Source organism: Paenibacillus sp. 11B, assembly GCF_030487755.1.
Classification (GTDB): domain Bacteria; phylum Bacillota; class Bacilli; order Paenibacillales; family Paenibacillaceae; genus Paenibacillus; species Paenibacillus vandeheii.
Map to the genome: position 1 here is coordinate 1,535,494 of NZ_JAUKNS010000001.1, position 15,327 is coordinate 1,550,820.

The 15,327-nt window shown below is 48.2% G+C and carries 13 protein-coding genes; 3 read left to right on the forward strand and 10 right to left on the reverse strand.

Going from position 1 to position 15,327, the window contains the following annotated elements:
- Window positions 1-39 precede the first annotated feature (39 nt).
- The gene (locus Q0V21_RS06845; RefSeq protein ID WP_079350497.1) at window positions 40-918 is read left to right on the forward strand and encodes a PhzF family phenazine biosynthesis protein; all 879 of its coding nucleotides are present in this window, start codon (window positions 40-42) and stop codon (window positions 916-918) included.
- On the opposite strand, the gene Q0V21_RS06850 is transcribed toward Q0V21_RS06845, so the two are convergent.
- From Q0V21_RS06850 to Q0V21_RS06870, 5 genes are all read right to left on the reverse strand, one after another.
- Window positions 913-1,518 (reverse strand): alpha/beta hydrolase, encoded by a 606-nt coding sequence (locus tag Q0V21_RS06850; RefSeq protein ID WP_301878162.1) that lies wholly within the window; start codon window positions 1,516-1,518, stop codon window positions 913-915. The two genes, Q0V21_RS06845 and Q0V21_RS06850, sit on opposite strands and share 6 nt — an antisense overlap.
- Window positions 1,502-1,858, reverse strand: a complete 357-nt coding sequence (locus Q0V21_RS06855; protein ID WP_301878163.1) for an alpha/beta fold hydrolase — start codon at window positions 1,856-1,858, stop codon at window positions 1,502-1,504. The genes Q0V21_RS06850 and Q0V21_RS06855 overlap by 17 nt, the downstream gene beginning before the upstream one ends.
- Before the next feature lie 315 nt (window positions 1,859-2,173).
- Window positions 2,174-3,379 (reverse strand): cation:proton antiporter, encoded by a 1,206-nt coding sequence (locus Q0V21_RS06860; protein WP_079350498.1) that lies wholly within the window; start codon window positions 3,377-3,379, stop codon window positions 2,174-2,176.
- Between the two features lie 3 nt (window positions 3,380-3,382).
- A complete protein-coding gene (locus tag Q0V21_RS06865; protein ID WP_079350499.1) occupies window positions 3,383-3,889 on the reverse strand; it encodes a cation:proton antiporter regulatory subunit in 507 nt (168 codons plus the stop codon).
- A complete protein-coding gene (locus Q0V21_RS06870; RefSeq protein ID WP_301878164.1) occupies window positions 3,879-4,352 on the reverse strand; it encodes a GreA/GreB family elongation factor in 474 nt (157 codons plus the stop codon). The genes Q0V21_RS06865 and Q0V21_RS06870 overlap by 11 nt, the downstream gene beginning before the upstream one ends.
- 388 nt (window positions 4,353-4,740) lie before the next feature.
- On the opposite strand from Q0V21_RS06870, the gene gdhA reads away from it, so the two are divergent.
- Window positions 4,741-6,117 (forward strand): NADP-specific glutamate dehydrogenase, encoded by a 1,377-nt coding sequence (gene gdhA / locus Q0V21_RS06875; protein ID WP_079350501.1) that lies wholly within the window; start codon window positions 4,741-4,743, stop codon window positions 6,115-6,117.
- Between the two features lie 162 nt (window positions 6,118-6,279).
- Here the strand turns inward: gdhA and Q0V21_RS06880 are convergent, their stop codons facing one another.
- Window positions 6,280-8,961, reverse strand: a complete 2,682-nt coding sequence (locus Q0V21_RS06880) for an S-layer homology domain-containing protein (RefSeq protein ID WP_301878166.1) — start codon at window positions 8,959-8,961, stop codon at window positions 6,280-6,282.
- Window positions 8,962-9,161: 200 nt separating this feature from the next.
- Here Q0V21_RS06880 and Q0V21_RS06885 point away from each other — a divergent pair, with 200 nt between their 5' ends.
- Window positions 9,162-10,019, forward strand: coding sequence for a pentapeptide repeat-containing protein (locus tag Q0V21_RS06885; RefSeq protein WP_079350503.1), 858 nt, complete (start codon window positions 9,162-9,164; stop codon window positions 10,017-10,019).
- Between the two features lie 148 nt (window positions 10,020-10,167).
- On the opposite strand, the gene Q0V21_RS06890 is transcribed toward Q0V21_RS06885, so the two are convergent.
- The 4 genes from Q0V21_RS06890 to Q0V21_RS06905 form a co-directional block, all read right to left on the reverse strand.
- On the reverse strand, window positions 10,168-11,145 hold the full coding sequence (locus Q0V21_RS06890) for a diaminopimelate dehydrogenase (protein WP_443145446.1): 978 nt from the start codon (window positions 11,143-11,145) through the stop codon (window positions 10,168-10,170).
- A gap of 161 nt (window positions 11,146-11,306) precedes the next feature.
- Entirely contained in the window at window positions 11,307-13,256 is a 1,950-nt protein-coding gene (locus tag Q0V21_RS06895) for a serine hydrolase domain-containing protein (RefSeq protein WP_301878167.1), read from the reverse strand.
- A gap of 39 nt (window positions 13,257-13,295) precedes the next feature.
- Window positions 13,296-14,279 (reverse strand): alpha/beta hydrolase, encoded by a 984-nt coding sequence (locus Q0V21_RS06900; RefSeq protein WP_301878169.1) that lies wholly within the window; start codon window positions 14,277-14,279, stop codon window positions 13,296-13,298.
- A 272-nt stretch (window positions 14,280-14,551) separates the two neighbouring features.
- Window positions 14,552-15,307 (reverse strand): exodeoxyribonuclease III, encoded by a 756-nt coding sequence (locus Q0V21_RS06905; protein ID WP_079350507.1) that lies wholly within the window; start codon window positions 15,305-15,307, stop codon window positions 14,552-14,554.
- Between the last annotated feature and the right edge of the window lie 20 nt (window positions 15,308-15,327).

Here is a 15,327-nt window from a genome sequence, read left to right on the forward strand (position 1 = left end):
ACTGTTGAACCTAAATAACCGAACAAGCGAGGTAGCATTGTGGACATTGAAGTAAGTACGTTACATGCATTTTCCGATAAACCTCTAGGCGGAAACCCTGCAGGAGTTGTTTTACAAGCAGGACACTTATCCGAATCCCAGATGCAGGAGATTGCCAGACAAGTTGGATTTTCAGAGACGGCATTTGTTATGCCATCGGATCAGGCTGATTTCAAAGTTCGTTACTTCACCCCTAGTGATGAAGTTAATCTATGCGGGCATGCAACGATTGCTTTATTTTATTTAATGAAAGCACAGCATATCGTTGAGGTAGGTATGTACACACTGGAGACACTGGCCGGAATCCTCGAAGTGGTTGTCCAGAATAATGGTGAAGTCTATCTGTCTCAGGCGCTACCAGAGTTTGGAGAGATTGTTGACCGACAAACCATTGCGGATTCTCTGGGTATTCCTACAGAAGATTTGCACGCCGAATTACCTGTGCAGATCGTGTCTACCGGATTACGAGATATCTTGATTGCGGTTAACCATGTTGATGTTCTGTCAAAAATCATTCCTGACTTTCAGCTTATCGCTGAAATTAGCAAAGCTAACCATGTCGTAGGTTATCACGTGTTTGCACTCGAACCAGATGCAGAGATCGCTCTGGCAGAATGCCGGAATTTTGCTCCCCTTTACGATATTCCAGAAGAGAGCGCAACAGGTACATCTAACGGTGCTTTACTCTGTTATTTACATAAATACAACCAACTTTCAGATCCCATTGATACAATCTATACGATTAGACAAGGATACATCTTGAACCGTCCCTCGGAGATCCGAGCCAAATTAACGCTGGACATTTCCAATGAAATTACAAAAATTCAAGTGGGCGGAGTCGCGGTTCATATAGAGAACATTCGAATCCAATTTTCATGAATGTTTTGCTTGAATCTTATGTAAAAATCGTAACACGGCTTCCTCCAATTGATTCAGCCCTGGCTGTTCTATAGGGAAGTGGCCCGCTCCTTCCAACACTACGCATTCCTTTTCCACTTTCAATCGATCAAAAAAAGATTGGCTGAACCGTAATGGTGTCATCGGGTCCAGTTCAGGGTGAACCAGCAGGACAGGACATTGATCAAACTGTTCCGGGTCTACCTCCGGCTTCTTATTCAGGAATGTTCTTAACAGTTCCAATGGGACACGCGTCGCTGCCGCTTGTGGATCATTCATAATAAGTCGGGTTAAATCCGAATTATTGGTAATCAGTTGCATTCGTGATACCTGTTTGACGGAGATGCGGATACGATCAAGCAGGCCGGGGAACTGGTCCATCATACGTTTGCCCCATCGGCTAATCACACGGTTTGGCGCAAGCTGGTCACGCATATCAGCATCACTCGTGTCCACAAAGGTTGTTACGATTAAGCCTTGTACGTGCTCACTGCGTGCACTCGTGTGATACGCCAGCATTCCCCCTATGCTGCTTCCCAACACCACGATCGGCTTGCCGTCTTTCTTATGCGAGTGAAACAAGCAGCTTGATCCACAGGTCATAATTGAGACGTGTCCCAGACGACGCATAGCTTAGCCCATACGGTGGAAGATCTGGCGATACTACCTCATAGCCTCGGAGGTGCAGCATTCGGGCATAAGGGGCGAGCAACCTGCCATTGCCTCCGGCTCCGTGAATGAACAGAATTTTGATCGGCGACTCGGGCACGGGAAGACGATCGATGTGCAGATGAACCCCGTTCGATTCCCACCACTCCTCTTCAGGATTCGCATGATCTCCTAGCCTGAATTCTTCCGGAAAGAAGGCTTGATACTGTTTCCAATAATGATATGTTGAATGATATGAAGGCAGATTATCCATGCGGTACATTCTCCTCTTGTCATAGATCAGTCCCATTCAGATTGCATGAGCGTGATCCTATATCCAAAAAAAGGCCGTGCATTGCACGACCTTTCATTAAAACATACGTCCATAAGTATACTTCTTTGTATAACAGCCTTCATACATCTGTCAATAAAGGGATGGACATCCCCCGATACAATAAACGCCACACCAAGGAGAGAATTTACTCCAAGCAGTGTGGCGTGTACGGTTTATCAGTGGATTAGGATTCAATACGTGTTTGCATCTGTGTACGAACCTACGCTGTAAAGACGTGGCAAACAGATGCACAATTCATCCCGTCTCCTTTCGTTTCATTCTTTTCCTCAAACGAGCATATTGACTGTAAATCCATGGCGATTCTTTAGTCAGAATCGGGCCAAGCACTGCCAGAATCAACACATATAACACGGCAAAAGACTGAATGGATGCCATCAGACCTCCGGCCTTGCCGATGTTCGCCATAATGATGGAGAACTCTCCACGGGACACCAGCGTGAATCCAACATTAAGAGAAGCACGTGCAGACATCCCGGAGAGTCTGCCAGCGATCATGCCCGCACCATAGTTGCTGGCAATGGTGAGAATCACGGCAATGACGGTCATGCCAACGGCACCCCCGAGGGATGAAGGTTCAATGGTCAGGCCAAAGCTGAAAAAGAAAATGGCACCAAAGAAATCTTTGAACGGCATGATCTGATGCTCAATTCGGCTGGCATGTCTCGATTCCCCCAGAACCAGCCCCATCATCAAAGCCCCAATCGCCTCGGCCACATGCAGCGTTTCCGAGAAACCCGCCACCAGAAAGAGCAGCGTCATAACCGTGAGCAGAAATAACTCCGATGATTTGATGTTGAGTGCTTTATCGATATACTTGATGCATTTCCTGCCTATAATCAGAAATAGTACAATGAACAGCAGCGCAGACAGGGATACAAGAAAGACGCTTAGGAATGAGGTAGCCCCACTCAGTACAAGTCCCGTCAGGATCGAAATATGAATGGCGATGAACAGATCATCAAACATGATCATACCCATAATAATCTCCGTCTCCGGGTTCGCCGTGCGCTTCAAATCGACGAGTACTTTAGCCACAATAGCTGTGGAAGAACTCGTCATAATGCCACAGACTACCAACGTTTCCTTGAGCGGAAGTTCCATAAACCAACCCAGTAGCAGACCGGAAGCAAAATTTAGTCCAACGTAGAACATGCCTCCGGTTAGAATGGCTTTGCCTGATTTCAGCAGACGGGATACCGAGAATTCAAGCCCCAGATAAAAAAGTAAAAACAGAATGCCCAGCCTGCCCATAAATTCAATAAATGACGAGCTTTCGATAAAACGCAGATCCACAATGCCGATCTGTGGTGCATGCGGTCCAACAGCCATGCCAATCAGGATATAGAAAGGTATGACCGAAAATCGTAATCGTGCAGATATTAGCCCCGTAAGTGTAATCAGCGCAACGGCAATTCCCACTTCGAATATGAGCATATCCATAGGCTAGAGCCGTCCATTGGATAACAACCGTTTTAACAGTTTGATTTGATCCCGTTCCCCAGCGACAACAACCGTAGCCCCCGCAGTAAAGGTATAGTCCGGACCCGGATTAAACTGCTTCATCCTGTTCTTCTCGACCACAGCCAGAATAACCGCACCTGTTGCCTGGCGAATATTCAGTTCTCCGATCGTTCTTCCTATGCTCTCTGAATGCGGTTCAATACGGAGCCATTCAATTAACAGCCCCTCCAGCATCACTTCACGCTCATCCTGAAACGTTGGTTTGTACGTCATGCCGCCAACAATAGCCGCTACCGCACGTGCCTCATCATCATCCAGTGTGACCAGTGACACCATGTCTCCCAGTTCTTCAGGCGAATCACCTGACTCCATGTGAAACAGGTCACGTCGCTCATCATTATGGATGACGATGACCAAATGCTCACCGCTGCGTGTGTGCAGCCAGTATTTGCGTCCAATTCCCGGCAAATCCGTCTCTTTAAAGTGCATGATCTGCACCCCCAGTAGACATCCTGTTCAAGGATTCATTGTTCAACGTAATATCCGTAATACGTACCCGCATGGAGCCAGCTGGTATATTAATCGACCTTATTTCTCCCTTAAGTCCAAGCAGTAATTGCCGGCCCACAGGGGAGAGGAAGGAAATACGCCCCGCATCCGGGTCCGCGTCATCCGGCATACCAATGGTGAATGAATCGGATGTGTGAAAATCAACGTATTCAAACCGGATCAAGCTACCAATGAGTACCACCGAGTCCAGAGCTTCATCTGCACCGAGAAGCAGCTTCTCCACACACGTCGTATAGTTCGCGAGCAGCCGTTCCATCTGCGAGCGTTCCGGATCACGCACGTCAAAATAGGCGTCGAGAAATGTTCTTTTCTCTTCACCGAATATAATGAGCTGGTTCACCAGCATTTCTCTGCAGTTTTGAAAGGAGGACCTACGGTTCATAATAAATCTCACCTCCTATACAAGCCCTGTTCTCCATGTTGATTCGCATGTTTTTCTTCATCATGTTGTTCTCCTCCTTCATATAGATAAAAAAACCACGGATCCCGCGGTCTTACTACCATCTTACCAAAACTATTTTTTTAATCCAGCTATTCCGTTAACTTTGCGTTGTATAAGGATAAAAGGGCAGCCTACCCGGCTTCCAAACTTAACCTTTACATCGTATGACAGATCCATAGAAGATTTTAATAACGCCATAAAAAACATTTTATGGATTTTCATCTCGTATTTTTATTTTGTTTCCTGTATATTTAACTACAAACTTTTATGCAATTTATACAAATAGCCATCCCAAGACTTTAACACAATAAAGGAGTGCATTGAAAAAGTGTCGACTATAACTAAAGATTCAACTCAAGTATCTGCCGCAGATTATGTTCATTCCGTTTACGAATCGGTTATCGCCAGAAATCCACAGGAAAGTGAATTCCATCAGGCTGTCAAAGAGATCCTGGACTCGCTTATTCCTGTCATTGCAGCTCACCCGAAATATCGGGAGAATGGCTTGCTTGAACAGCTTGTTGAGCCAGAACGTGTTATTACGTTCCGCGTGCCTTGGGTAGATGATCAAGGTAAGGTACAAGTAAACCGTGGATTCCGTGTTCAATTCAACAGCGCAATTGGTCCGTACAAAGGCGGACTTCGCTTCCATCCTTCTGTTTACTCGGGAATCGTTAAATTCCTTGGGTTCGAGCAGATTTTCAAAAATGCCTTGACTGGTCTGCCAATCGGCGGTGGTAAAGGTGGTTCCGACTTCGATCCAAAAGGAAAATCAGATCTGGAAGTTATGCGTTTCACTCAAAGCTTCATGACTGAACTGTACAAATATATCGGTTCCGATGCGGACGTACCTGCAGGCGACATCGGTGTAGGTGCACGGGAAATCGGTTATATGTTCGGACAGTACAAACGTATCAGCGGTGGACATGAAGCCGGCGTACTTACAGGTAAAGGGCTCCTATACGGAGGAAGTCTTGCACGTAAGGAAGCTACCGGATTCGGATGCGTGTACTTTGTGAAGGAAATGCTGGCATCCAAAGGACTGAGCTTCAAGGACAGCACGGTTGTTGTCTCCGGTTCGGGTAATGTATCCATCTATGCCATTCAAAAGGCTCAGGAACTTGGAGCTAATGTTGTGGCGTGTAGTGACTCCGGTGGTTACATCTATGATGCTCAAGGAATCAATCTAGATACCGTAAAAAGATTAAAAGAGGTTGATCGTCTGCGGATCAGCGAATATGTCAAAGAGCATCCACATGCCGTGTATACCGAAGGCTGTGAAGGCATCTGGTCTATCCCTTGTGATATCGCGCTGCCTTGTGCAACGCAAAACGAAATCGACGAACAGGCTGCTGCATTGCTCGTGCAAGGCGGAGTTAAAGCGATCGGTGAAGGAGCGAATATGCCTTCCACTTTGGCTGCGATTGATGTGTTCCATAAAGAAGGCGTTCTGTTTGGACCAGCCAAAGCGGCTAATGCTGGCGGAGTTGCCGTGTCCGCACTTGAAATGTCGCAGAACAGCATGCGGTTGTCCTGGTCATTTGAAGAAGTGGACGCCAAGCTGCATGACATTATGTCTAACATCTACACCAGCTGTGTTCAGGCAGCGGATGAGTATGGCTGTGCAGGTAACCTGCTTGCTGGAGCGAACATCGCTGGCTTCCTGAAAGTGGCAGATGCCATGCTCGCGCAAGGTATCGTCTAACTTAGGCAAACCCATTCACCACAGGAATTTGCCAGCCAGTGTAATGACATTTTTCCTAAGATAAATAAAGGGCAGTTCTCCCCGGGGAGAGCTGCCCTTTATGTTAATTACGTTAGGATGCAACACAAGTGTATGTTCATTTCATATGTGACATGTGATTGGTTATGAATCCAGCATCTGCTGGATGCGAAGCAGAACCATTACCGCCTCAGCACGGGTGAGATTATCCTGTGGAGCAAACCTGTTATTGGCTCTGCCTTTGACAATACCGTGCTGTTGCAAGATTTGCACGTAGGGGCGTGCCCACAGGGCCACCTGATCCACATCATGGAAAGACGGTAACGCAGAATTCGCCGAATCCAATTCGTTCTTCAACTGAAAAGCTCTAACTACAATGGCAGACATCTCTGCCCGGGTTATGGCAAGATCAGGGGCATACTTTCCATTCGGATAGCCCTGCATAATGCCTGCTTCACTTACCGCTAATACGGCCTCGAGCCCCCAAGCCGGAATATTCTCCTGATCCTTGAAGCTACGCTGTGTTGCCTCTCTTTCCCTCAAAGGCAATTGAAGCATTCGTTGCAGCATAACGGCATATTCCAGCCGGGTAAGGATTTCATGCGGTCTATAGGTGCCATCTCCATACCCCTGCACAATGCCCTTTTGAGCCGCAATCGCCATCGCCCGATCTGCCCAATCCCTCTGCCCTTCAATGGCAATGAGATCTTGCCCGAGAGCAGGCCCCTCCTCCGATTCAGAAGACACTGTCTCACCCCGAACGATATCAATGTAATATTCCTTGGCCTCGTCATCCAAACCTTTGACACCGATCGTAACCGGATTGCTGCCAGGGTTCAGGTTCACCAGCGTAATATTGCCCTGCTGCGCCGGTGAGCCGTTCACCGTAATATTTTGTCCGATCACAGGCCAATGCAGGGTTACCGCAGAGGTATCTGCTGTCAATGTTAGCCGGTAGCGAAACTGCTCCGGGGAAAATGCAGGTTCAAGTTTGCCTGGCGAAACGTTCAGCCCTGTTAAGTTGGACGAGATGGCAGGTGCAGCCGGTGCACTTTGCTGTCCCATTGGAGATGAGGGAACACTTGGAACCAATGGGACAGATGGATTTTCTGGCTGCACAGGGGGTTCCTCTGGAGTCTCTGGATTTCCCGGGTTTTCCGGGTTTTCCGGGTTTTCCGGGTTCTCAGGTCCTCCCGGTTCCCCTGTAGCCGGATCAGTCTCTTGAACGACATGTAGGGTATAATTTCGTTGATTGATCCTGTCCGCCGCTGTAACTTCAATAACGACGTCCTGCGTTGGCGCAATTACAGGCACATTTACGCCCTGGCCCGATTGTGCAGACTGTCCATCAAGAAGCAGGCTGGCAGCGGGTTCATACGTACTGGCTGTTACCGTGATGGATGATGCATCCTTCGAGACTTGGATCGTATACTCTTCAAGCTCAGGATCGAATCCGGTCAAGGGCAATCCATCGATAGCCAGCTTGTGCAAACGGGCATCTGCTGCATTGGCAGTAAATTGTAGAACCTGGACTTGGCCCGCACCATAACCTTGTTCCCTGTCTTTCCGATACCTTACCCACACCTCTTCATTCCCGGGAAAAGTCGGTGATGGTTCAACGGCAAAGGAAGTATAGCTCACGCCAGCATTAGTTGAAAACTCCATATCGGGTGTTGTGCCTACAATAAGATTGGCTAGATCGTCCACGGCAATTTGTTCAGGCGCAGCAACCCGAAGGGCATACCATCCACCATTGTCGTCCCCGCCTAGAAACGAGTAACTCCCATCAGGGTTTTGTTTGGTGCTTGAACCTGATCCCTTTTCGGATAGGTGGTGAACCCACTGCATATTGCCTGCTTCATCGGTTTTCAATACAAGCATGTTCAGATCGCTATCCGTGCCTGATACCACATATCCCCCTTCAAAAGCCAGCTTTACGTCCACACCATGGTTTCCTACAGGATATGTCCTCATCCACTCTTGGTCCAGATTGGCATCCAGTTTAAGCAGCATGATCTCCTGTTTAGAGCCAATGACCACATTTCCCGTCAGAATATACCCAAAATCATTCACTGGTGCCATAGCCTCAATCGTTTCGCTTGCATCCGGTGTACCATATGTTCTCTGATTGACCTGCACACCTGCCAAATTCACTTCTGTCAGGAGCGCATCGGTATACCAGCTGACTCCATCCTGTTGGGTCGAACCTCCAATGAGGTGGGTGCCCTTAAAGGAGCGAAGGCTGGCGTGTATAAATTGATTATAGGGCTGCGCATAGGTTGTATTAAATATCTGACTGCTTCCTGGATTCAGCATGACTGCCATTGGGTCCAGTTCACCGTTTGCAGAACGCCGATAACCGGTTAACAGGATCAGTTCATGATCTGTCTTGAGCAAGGAGCTTACACTGCCCTCGACCACTACAGAAAAGGCAATCTCCTGATCTGCATTCAGTTTGCCAATGACGGATTGATTCAGATCATTGTTATCGATTGCTGCATACATGTACTCATTGTCCCGCAGCGGAATAACAGCTCTCACATCGTATCTCGGCTCCGTTCCCTCGGTCAGCTGTTTACGCCATAACTCCTTACCTTCCGCATCCGTTTTCAGCAGCGCACTCTGATTCCCGCTCCTGCCTGCCAAAATATATCCGCCATCCTCCGTTGGCTTGGCATCAATGACCGAAAACCCGTCATATCTGGTTACATCCACTTCCCACATTCGACCACCGGCGTCGGCATGCACGTTCGGTCCATACCCATACAACAGACTTGTCACCAATACTGCAATCCACAAACTAATTCCCGTCTTTCTTATCCGCATTTGTTCTCCCCCACATGACCAGCAGTGTAGTACCTGCAAATTGAATAACCCTATTTTAAGATTAAAATGCAAAGCCGGCGTCTACCCCCCGGTAGAGATAACAAAACTCCTGATTCGAATTGATCGAATCCTAGTGTAATGGTAAAGTGGTACTGAACTGATTCAATCTGTTTTTTTTACTATTAAAGGAAGTGTGCATTTTGTCTAACCAACCATACACCACCACAGCCGGTCCTCATTTGAGCGCGGACTGCGAGCAATGTTTCGGTCTGTGCTGTGTTGCCTTGCCCTATGGCAAATCATCCGATTTTGCTTTTGACAAATCCAGTGGTACTCCCTGTCCCAACCTGCGTACAGACCATCGCTGCGGAATACATACCCAGCTACGGCAAAAAGGGTTCAAGGGCTGTACCGTGTATGACTGTTTTGGCGCCGGACAGAAGCTGTCCCAGATAACCTATGCAGGCAAGGATTGGCGAGATCATCCGGAATCCGCAAGCGAGATGTTCGATTGCCTACCTGCCCTGAGACAACTTCACGAGCTGCTCAGTTATCTGAATGAAATGCTGATGCGGTCGGAAACATCTACACTTCATGCGGCTCTGCGAGAAAGATATGAGGAGATACAGCATCTTGCCAATCTGGAGCCATCGGCCCTGCTGCGCCTGGACATTCCTGCTCATCGTGCGATGGTGAACGAGCTTTTGGTCAAGGCAAGTACATTGGTACGCGCCAGTGCACCACCCACGAGTCGTGAACATGGAAAGGGAAAGCCGAAGAGCCAAAAACGTACGGGAAGAGACTTCTTAGGAGCGAATCTGACAGGGGTTGATCTGCGAGGCGCGAGCTTCCGGGGTGCTCTGATGATTGCTTGTGATCTTCGCAATGCGGACCTGCGACATGCCGATTGGATTGGTGCCGACTTGCGTGATGCCCATCTTGGCGGAGCGGATCTGACCGGCGGCATTTTCCTGACACAATCCCAAATCAATGCAGCTAAGGGCAACGCCCGCACCAAGCTGCCCGTCCATCTGCATATGCCTGAGCATTGGTCTTAGGCATGATTCAGCCAATACGCGTAGAGCAGGATTGTACAGCAAATAGCCCGTCCTTCTTTAGGCGAAGGGCGGGCTATTATTTTCTATTTTACAAAGGATAAAAAGCCATTCAAATGCAATGCCCTGTTGACTTGCACTACCTACCGTATTATAACAGGTCGCGGCGAAGGTCCTCAGCCGACTTCGGAGACAGGTGACCCAGCGGAATATCAAATACCGTCTTCGCACCCTTCTGCCCTTCCAGGCTCAGACGCTGTGCAGCTCGGGCATACGCCACAAGCACGCTCGCTGTGAATTCCGGGTTGCTGTCCAGCTTCAGACCAAATTCAATAATTTGTTTCTGACCTGCGCCTGTAACTCCACTGCGAATGACAAACCCGCCATGCGGCATGCCTTCGTGCTCAGCCTTTAACTGCTCTTCAGTAATAAACGTCACCGTAGTATCGTAATCCGAGAAATAGTTCGGCATGGATACAATCGTTTCACGAATCTCATCCTGATTGGCACCCTCTTCAGCCACCACATAGCATTGACGCAAATGCTTGTCGCGTGTGGACAGTTCAGGTGTCTCTCCGGCACGAATGCGGTTAATCACCTCTTCGACAGGTACGGTGTACTGAACACCAGCTTTAACACCTGGAACACGGCGGATGGCATCCGAATGCCCTTGGCTGACCCCTTTGCCCCAGAATGTGTATTCTTTGCCTTCTGGCAGAATGGATTGAGCAAGCAGACGATTCATCGAGAACAAGCCCGGGTCCCATCCTGTCGAGATGACACTCACATGTCCGCCTTGCTCTGCCGCAGTATGAACTTCCTTATAGAATTCAGGGATTTTGGCATGTGTATCGAAGCTGTCTACCGTATTGAACAATTTGGCGATGGCAGGCGTCTGTTCCGGAAGATCCGTTGCCGAGCCACCACACAGAATCATGACATCAATTTTGCCTATGTATTGCTCAGCCGCAGAGATATGCTCGAAACGAACCTCTGTGCCTTCAGCGACCATCTGCTCCGGATTACGACGCGTAAAGACCGCAACCAGTTCCAGATCCTCATTTTGTGAAATGGCCTTCTCCACACCTTTACCCAGGTTACCGTACCCTACGATACCAACTTTAATCATGTTCAATCCTCTCCTGTCTTCATCTATAGTTGCCTACTACTCTAGTATAATGATATAACATACCATGTAACTTGTCAGGTTTCCAGTTCGAAATAAAAATACCTGCATTTGGCGGCATCGGGGCCACTTTTCATGCAAGGCAAGGTAAATTCATCCATTATTCAGTAAAAATGAATGGAAAGCATATTCCAATATCCCATATACGCTGTAAAAGCCAAAGCAATCACGGCTAATGCACCTCTTCCAATCGATACGCCTTTCCCTTTTACGGTACCTCGGACATTTTGCAGAAGCAGAATCCCCCCAAGCAATGCAGCAATCCACGGAAGAGAGCACAGCCCCCATTGATACCAGAATGGAAATCCAGTACTCATATAAGTCAAACCATACACGATCTGTAGTGGCACAGCGATTCCATAGATTACCGCCATCACCCCGATCATTCTGGAGACCGGCCGTCGGTTACTGCTGAACCAACGAATGATGTAACGAATGAGCCATGTGATAGCTATGAAAATCCAAAATAAAATGAAGCACGCACACACAGCCAACAGAAATAACGAGGTATCCCACCAGGATGTTTGGGACATAGTCACCCCATTCAAACCAGTTGCCTTCCATTGTCCGTCCTGTTCATGAAACCATATGAACCGGCCTGCACCTTCCTCCTGAAAAACGCCTTCCTGAATGGGCACAAAGCGCTTATGCTGCTCTTCTTCTTCTTCTGGAAACGTTCCGCTAACGATCAGATTGTATCCATCTGCCCGAATCGTGTAACCACCTTTTTCAAAAAACTTGACCCATCTGCCCCAACCATGCTGTGGACTGAGCTGTAACATATAATGACCCTCATAGTTCTGCATTTGTTCTGCACTCTGTGGCGTTATTATAACCTGTGAGGTGTCTGTGTTTACTGGACCCAGCAGGTCCGTAATGGACTCCACAACCTGATTATGAAGCTGTACATCGGACTGCCCTGCATTGACGACAACATATATCCCGATCTGTCTGGAAGGGATCAGCACCATCTTGGATATGAATCCTTCCACTTCTCCCGTGTGGTAGACCATCGGTAAGGCATTAGACAGTTTGCCGAGAAAAAATCCATATCCCACCCCGTCTAGTTCCGGATGATCCGTATACTGTTCATGCTGCATCGTGTATACAGTTTCCGGCTTCAGCAAGGCGTTTCCCTTGTACATCCCCTCATTCAATTGAGCGATCATGAAATGTGCAAACTCATTCGGCGTTACACTAAGTCCACCCGCTCCCGGAATATTAAAATGCTGGTATGAGACCGGATGATATGTGCCTTCTTTATCCACATCGTAAGATAACGGAAGATCCGGACTCTCATCTGGCATATCCAACGCGGCTGTAGACATGCCAAGTGGCTGAAAGAGATGCTCCTTCATATATTCATCCAGCGACTGGCCACGAACCTGTTCAATGAGATTGCCGACCAGACCCAGCCCGGCATTGCTGTACTCATACCTGGTACCTGGTTCTCTGACAGGAGGCTGGTTTTTCACATACTGCTGTAAGAAAGATTCCGCCCCGACCAACTCGTCTTGTGATGCTGCCACGGTACCATACAAGACCTGATCCAGTCCAGCCGTATGTGTAAGCAAATGGTGAAGCGTAATCGGCTGCTGATTAAATGTACCCAGCTGATACGAGGTCAGATAATCATTTACATCTGCATCCGTCTCGATCTCACCCTGCTCAACCAGCTGCATTGCAGCAGTGGCTGTGATTGTTTTGGTAAGTGAACCAATATGAACTTTTGTGTCCTGCGGGTCCATCCAGATCTGCTGCTCCACATTTGCATAACCGTAACCTTGACTGAAAATGATATCTTCCCCTTGAGTAATGACAACAGCAGCTCCCGGGATCTTCAATGTTCTGATTTGTTCTGATACCAGCGGGCTGACAGCCTGTTCCAACTCAGCTGCGGATAAATTTGTCCGATCAGCTGATTGAACAACAGGTGCTGCGTCAACTCTATCCGTTATACATACAACGGACACTGACAGTACAATTAAAGACAACAGGCAACTTGCCAACAACAAGGACAGAAATCTGCCGATGTCCCCCATCTTCTTTATCATCTCCCTCGTCTTCCTGTTCGCTATTTCGGCTAACGTTATTCACATGACATTGGATGGCTTAGCCATCTTCAGAATTTCATCGGCTACTACACCCGGTCGACTATGATGGATGTAGTGTTCGGCGTGTGGTATAACCAGCTGTATCCCCTGTCTCGACCATGAAGCGAAGTCTGCTTGATCTGCCTCCCACGCTCGACTGCCTTCGCTTGGCTTCTCTGAACCGGCTGTGAGAATGGTTAGCGGAAAGGAGAATTCCGTTTTGTTCTCAAGCACACGGGCTGCGTTCACCTTGGAGTTCCGGATTTCTTCCATCACGTTGTCATTGTAAGCATGCTTCAGAGTCGATATGGTGACTGCCTTTTTCATCGATTCCGTCACCAGATCCGGGTCAATGACCAGGGATGCCATCATGCGATCGGAATGCAGCATTGTGCGCGCAACACCTGTTTTTACCAGAAAACGGATTGAATCAAAATACCATTCCGGTGTATCCATCTTCACGGTGTTGTAATATTCAGGACTTCCTCCATCAATCATCACCATGCCTGCCACCTCATCCGGATACATCTGTGCAAATCGAAGTGTTTCCAATGATCCCAGAGAATGACCAACCATAATGTAAGGAGGGCGTTGACCTGACGCTTGCAGCAATTGATGGATTTCCTCCGTAATGGTATCAATATCACGCGGCCGATCCGTGTAGTCGCTATATCCATAACCGAATCGGTCATACACCGCAATCCTCATCTGGGATTTCAACTTGTCATACAGCGGGCTAAAATCAACATAGGGATTGGGTGTCCCCCAGCCTGAAGCCAACACCACCGTTGCTTTTCCTCTGCCAGTTGTGTAGAGATGCATATTGCGTCCGCTCACCTCATACAGCTTGCCTGGCAGAGGATAGGACTTCATATCCTGTGTTGATTGATAGGCCTCATACGCCGTACCTGCAAGCATTAGAAGACCCGCTGCGAACATCAGGCCTCCCAATACTTTTAATCCTCTCCGTAATCCCTTCTTCATCGGTTCTCTACCCCTTACTCCCCAAGATCTTGTTATGTATGTATTGTTCAATCCTACCCAAGAACTGGTGGAAACGGAACAATCCAGGGTCCAGTTCGTTCCCCAACCAAAGTCCAGTTTCTCTCCCCTACCTGTGGCGTAAAAAGATGTTAAGCCTTCCTGTCCTGCGGGGATGGATAACATGCCAAAAAACCGCAAATCTCCGACGACGGAAACTTGCGGTAGCACTTTTTAATGATCTTAAACCGACTTCTTCCCGGGCCATCTTGCAGCTACAGCTCCAGTGTTAAACCCACCGGGCAATGATCACTACCCATGACATGACAATCGATATGTGCGTCTTTCACCTTCGAAGTCAGTTGATTGGACACCAGAAAATAGTCGATACGCCAGCCCACATTCCGCTCTCTGACCTTCGGCATATAAGACCACCAGCTGTACACATCCGTCCGATCCGGATACAGATGGCGGAAACTGTCCACATACCCTGCGGCCAGCAGATCGGTCATCTTGGCTCGCTCTTCGAGCGTAAATCCCGAGTTGCCCAGATTGGACTTTGGATTCTTCAGATCGATCTCCTGATGGGCTACATTCAGGTCTCCACACATGATCACCGGCTTGGTCTGCTCCAATTGCAGCACATATTCCCGGAATCGATCCTCCCATTCCAGTCGGTAAGGAAGTCGGGTCAGATCCCGCTTTGCGTTGGGGGTATACACATTGATCAGGTAAAAATGGTCAAACTCCAGCGTAATCATCCGGCCTTCCGGCTCGCTGTCTTCCTCTATTCCGTACCAGACGGATAACGGCTTGATTCGAGTAAATATGGCTGTGCCGGAGTATCCTTTTTTCACCGCATAATTCCAGTATTGATACACGTCTTCTCCCAGATCCATCTCGATCTGACCAGCCTGAAGCTTCGTTTCCTGCAAACAAAAAATATCGGCCTGACTCTCATCATAATAATCCATGAATCCTTTGGTTACACACGCCCGTAATCCATTAACATTCCAGGACACCAGCTTCATATCCTCATCTCCTCACATCT

Coding starts and splice junctions, on each gene's coding strand:
- Q0V21_RS06855 (WP_301878163.1), bottom strand. CDS start 1,858: ATGGATAATCTGCCTTCATATCATTCAACATATCATTATTGGAAACAG.
- Q0V21_RS06895 (WP_301878167.1), bottom strand. CDS start 13,256: ATGATAAAGAAGATGGGGGACATCGGCAGATTTCTGTCCTTGTTGTTG.
- Q0V21_RS06860 (WP_079350498.1), bottom strand. CDS start 3,379: ATGGATATGCTCATATTCGAAGTGGGAATTGCCGTTGCGCTGATTACA.
- Q0V21_RS06870 (WP_301878164.1), bottom strand. CDS start 4,352: ATGAACCGTAGGTCCTCCTTTCAAAACTGCAGAGAAATGCTGGTGAAC.
- Q0V21_RS06900 (WP_301878169.1), bottom strand. CDS start 14,279: ATGAAGAAGGGATTACGGAGAGGATTAAAAGTATTGGGAGGCCTGATG.
- Q0V21_RS06890 (WP_443145446.1), bottom strand. CDS start 11,145: ATGATTAAAGTTGGTATCGTAGGGTACGGTAACCTGGGTAAAGGTGTG.
- Q0V21_RS06905 (WP_079350507.1), bottom strand. CDS start 15,307: ATGAAGCTGGTGTCCTGGAATGTTAATGGATTACGGGCGTGTGTAACC.
- Q0V21_RS06865 (WP_079350499.1), bottom strand. CDS start 3,889: ATGCACTTTAAAGAGACGGATTTGCCGGGAATTGGACGCAAATACTGG.
- Q0V21_RS06880 (WP_301878166.1), bottom strand. CDS start 8,961: ATGCGGATAAGAAAGACGGGAATTAGTTTGTGGATTGCAGTATTGGTG.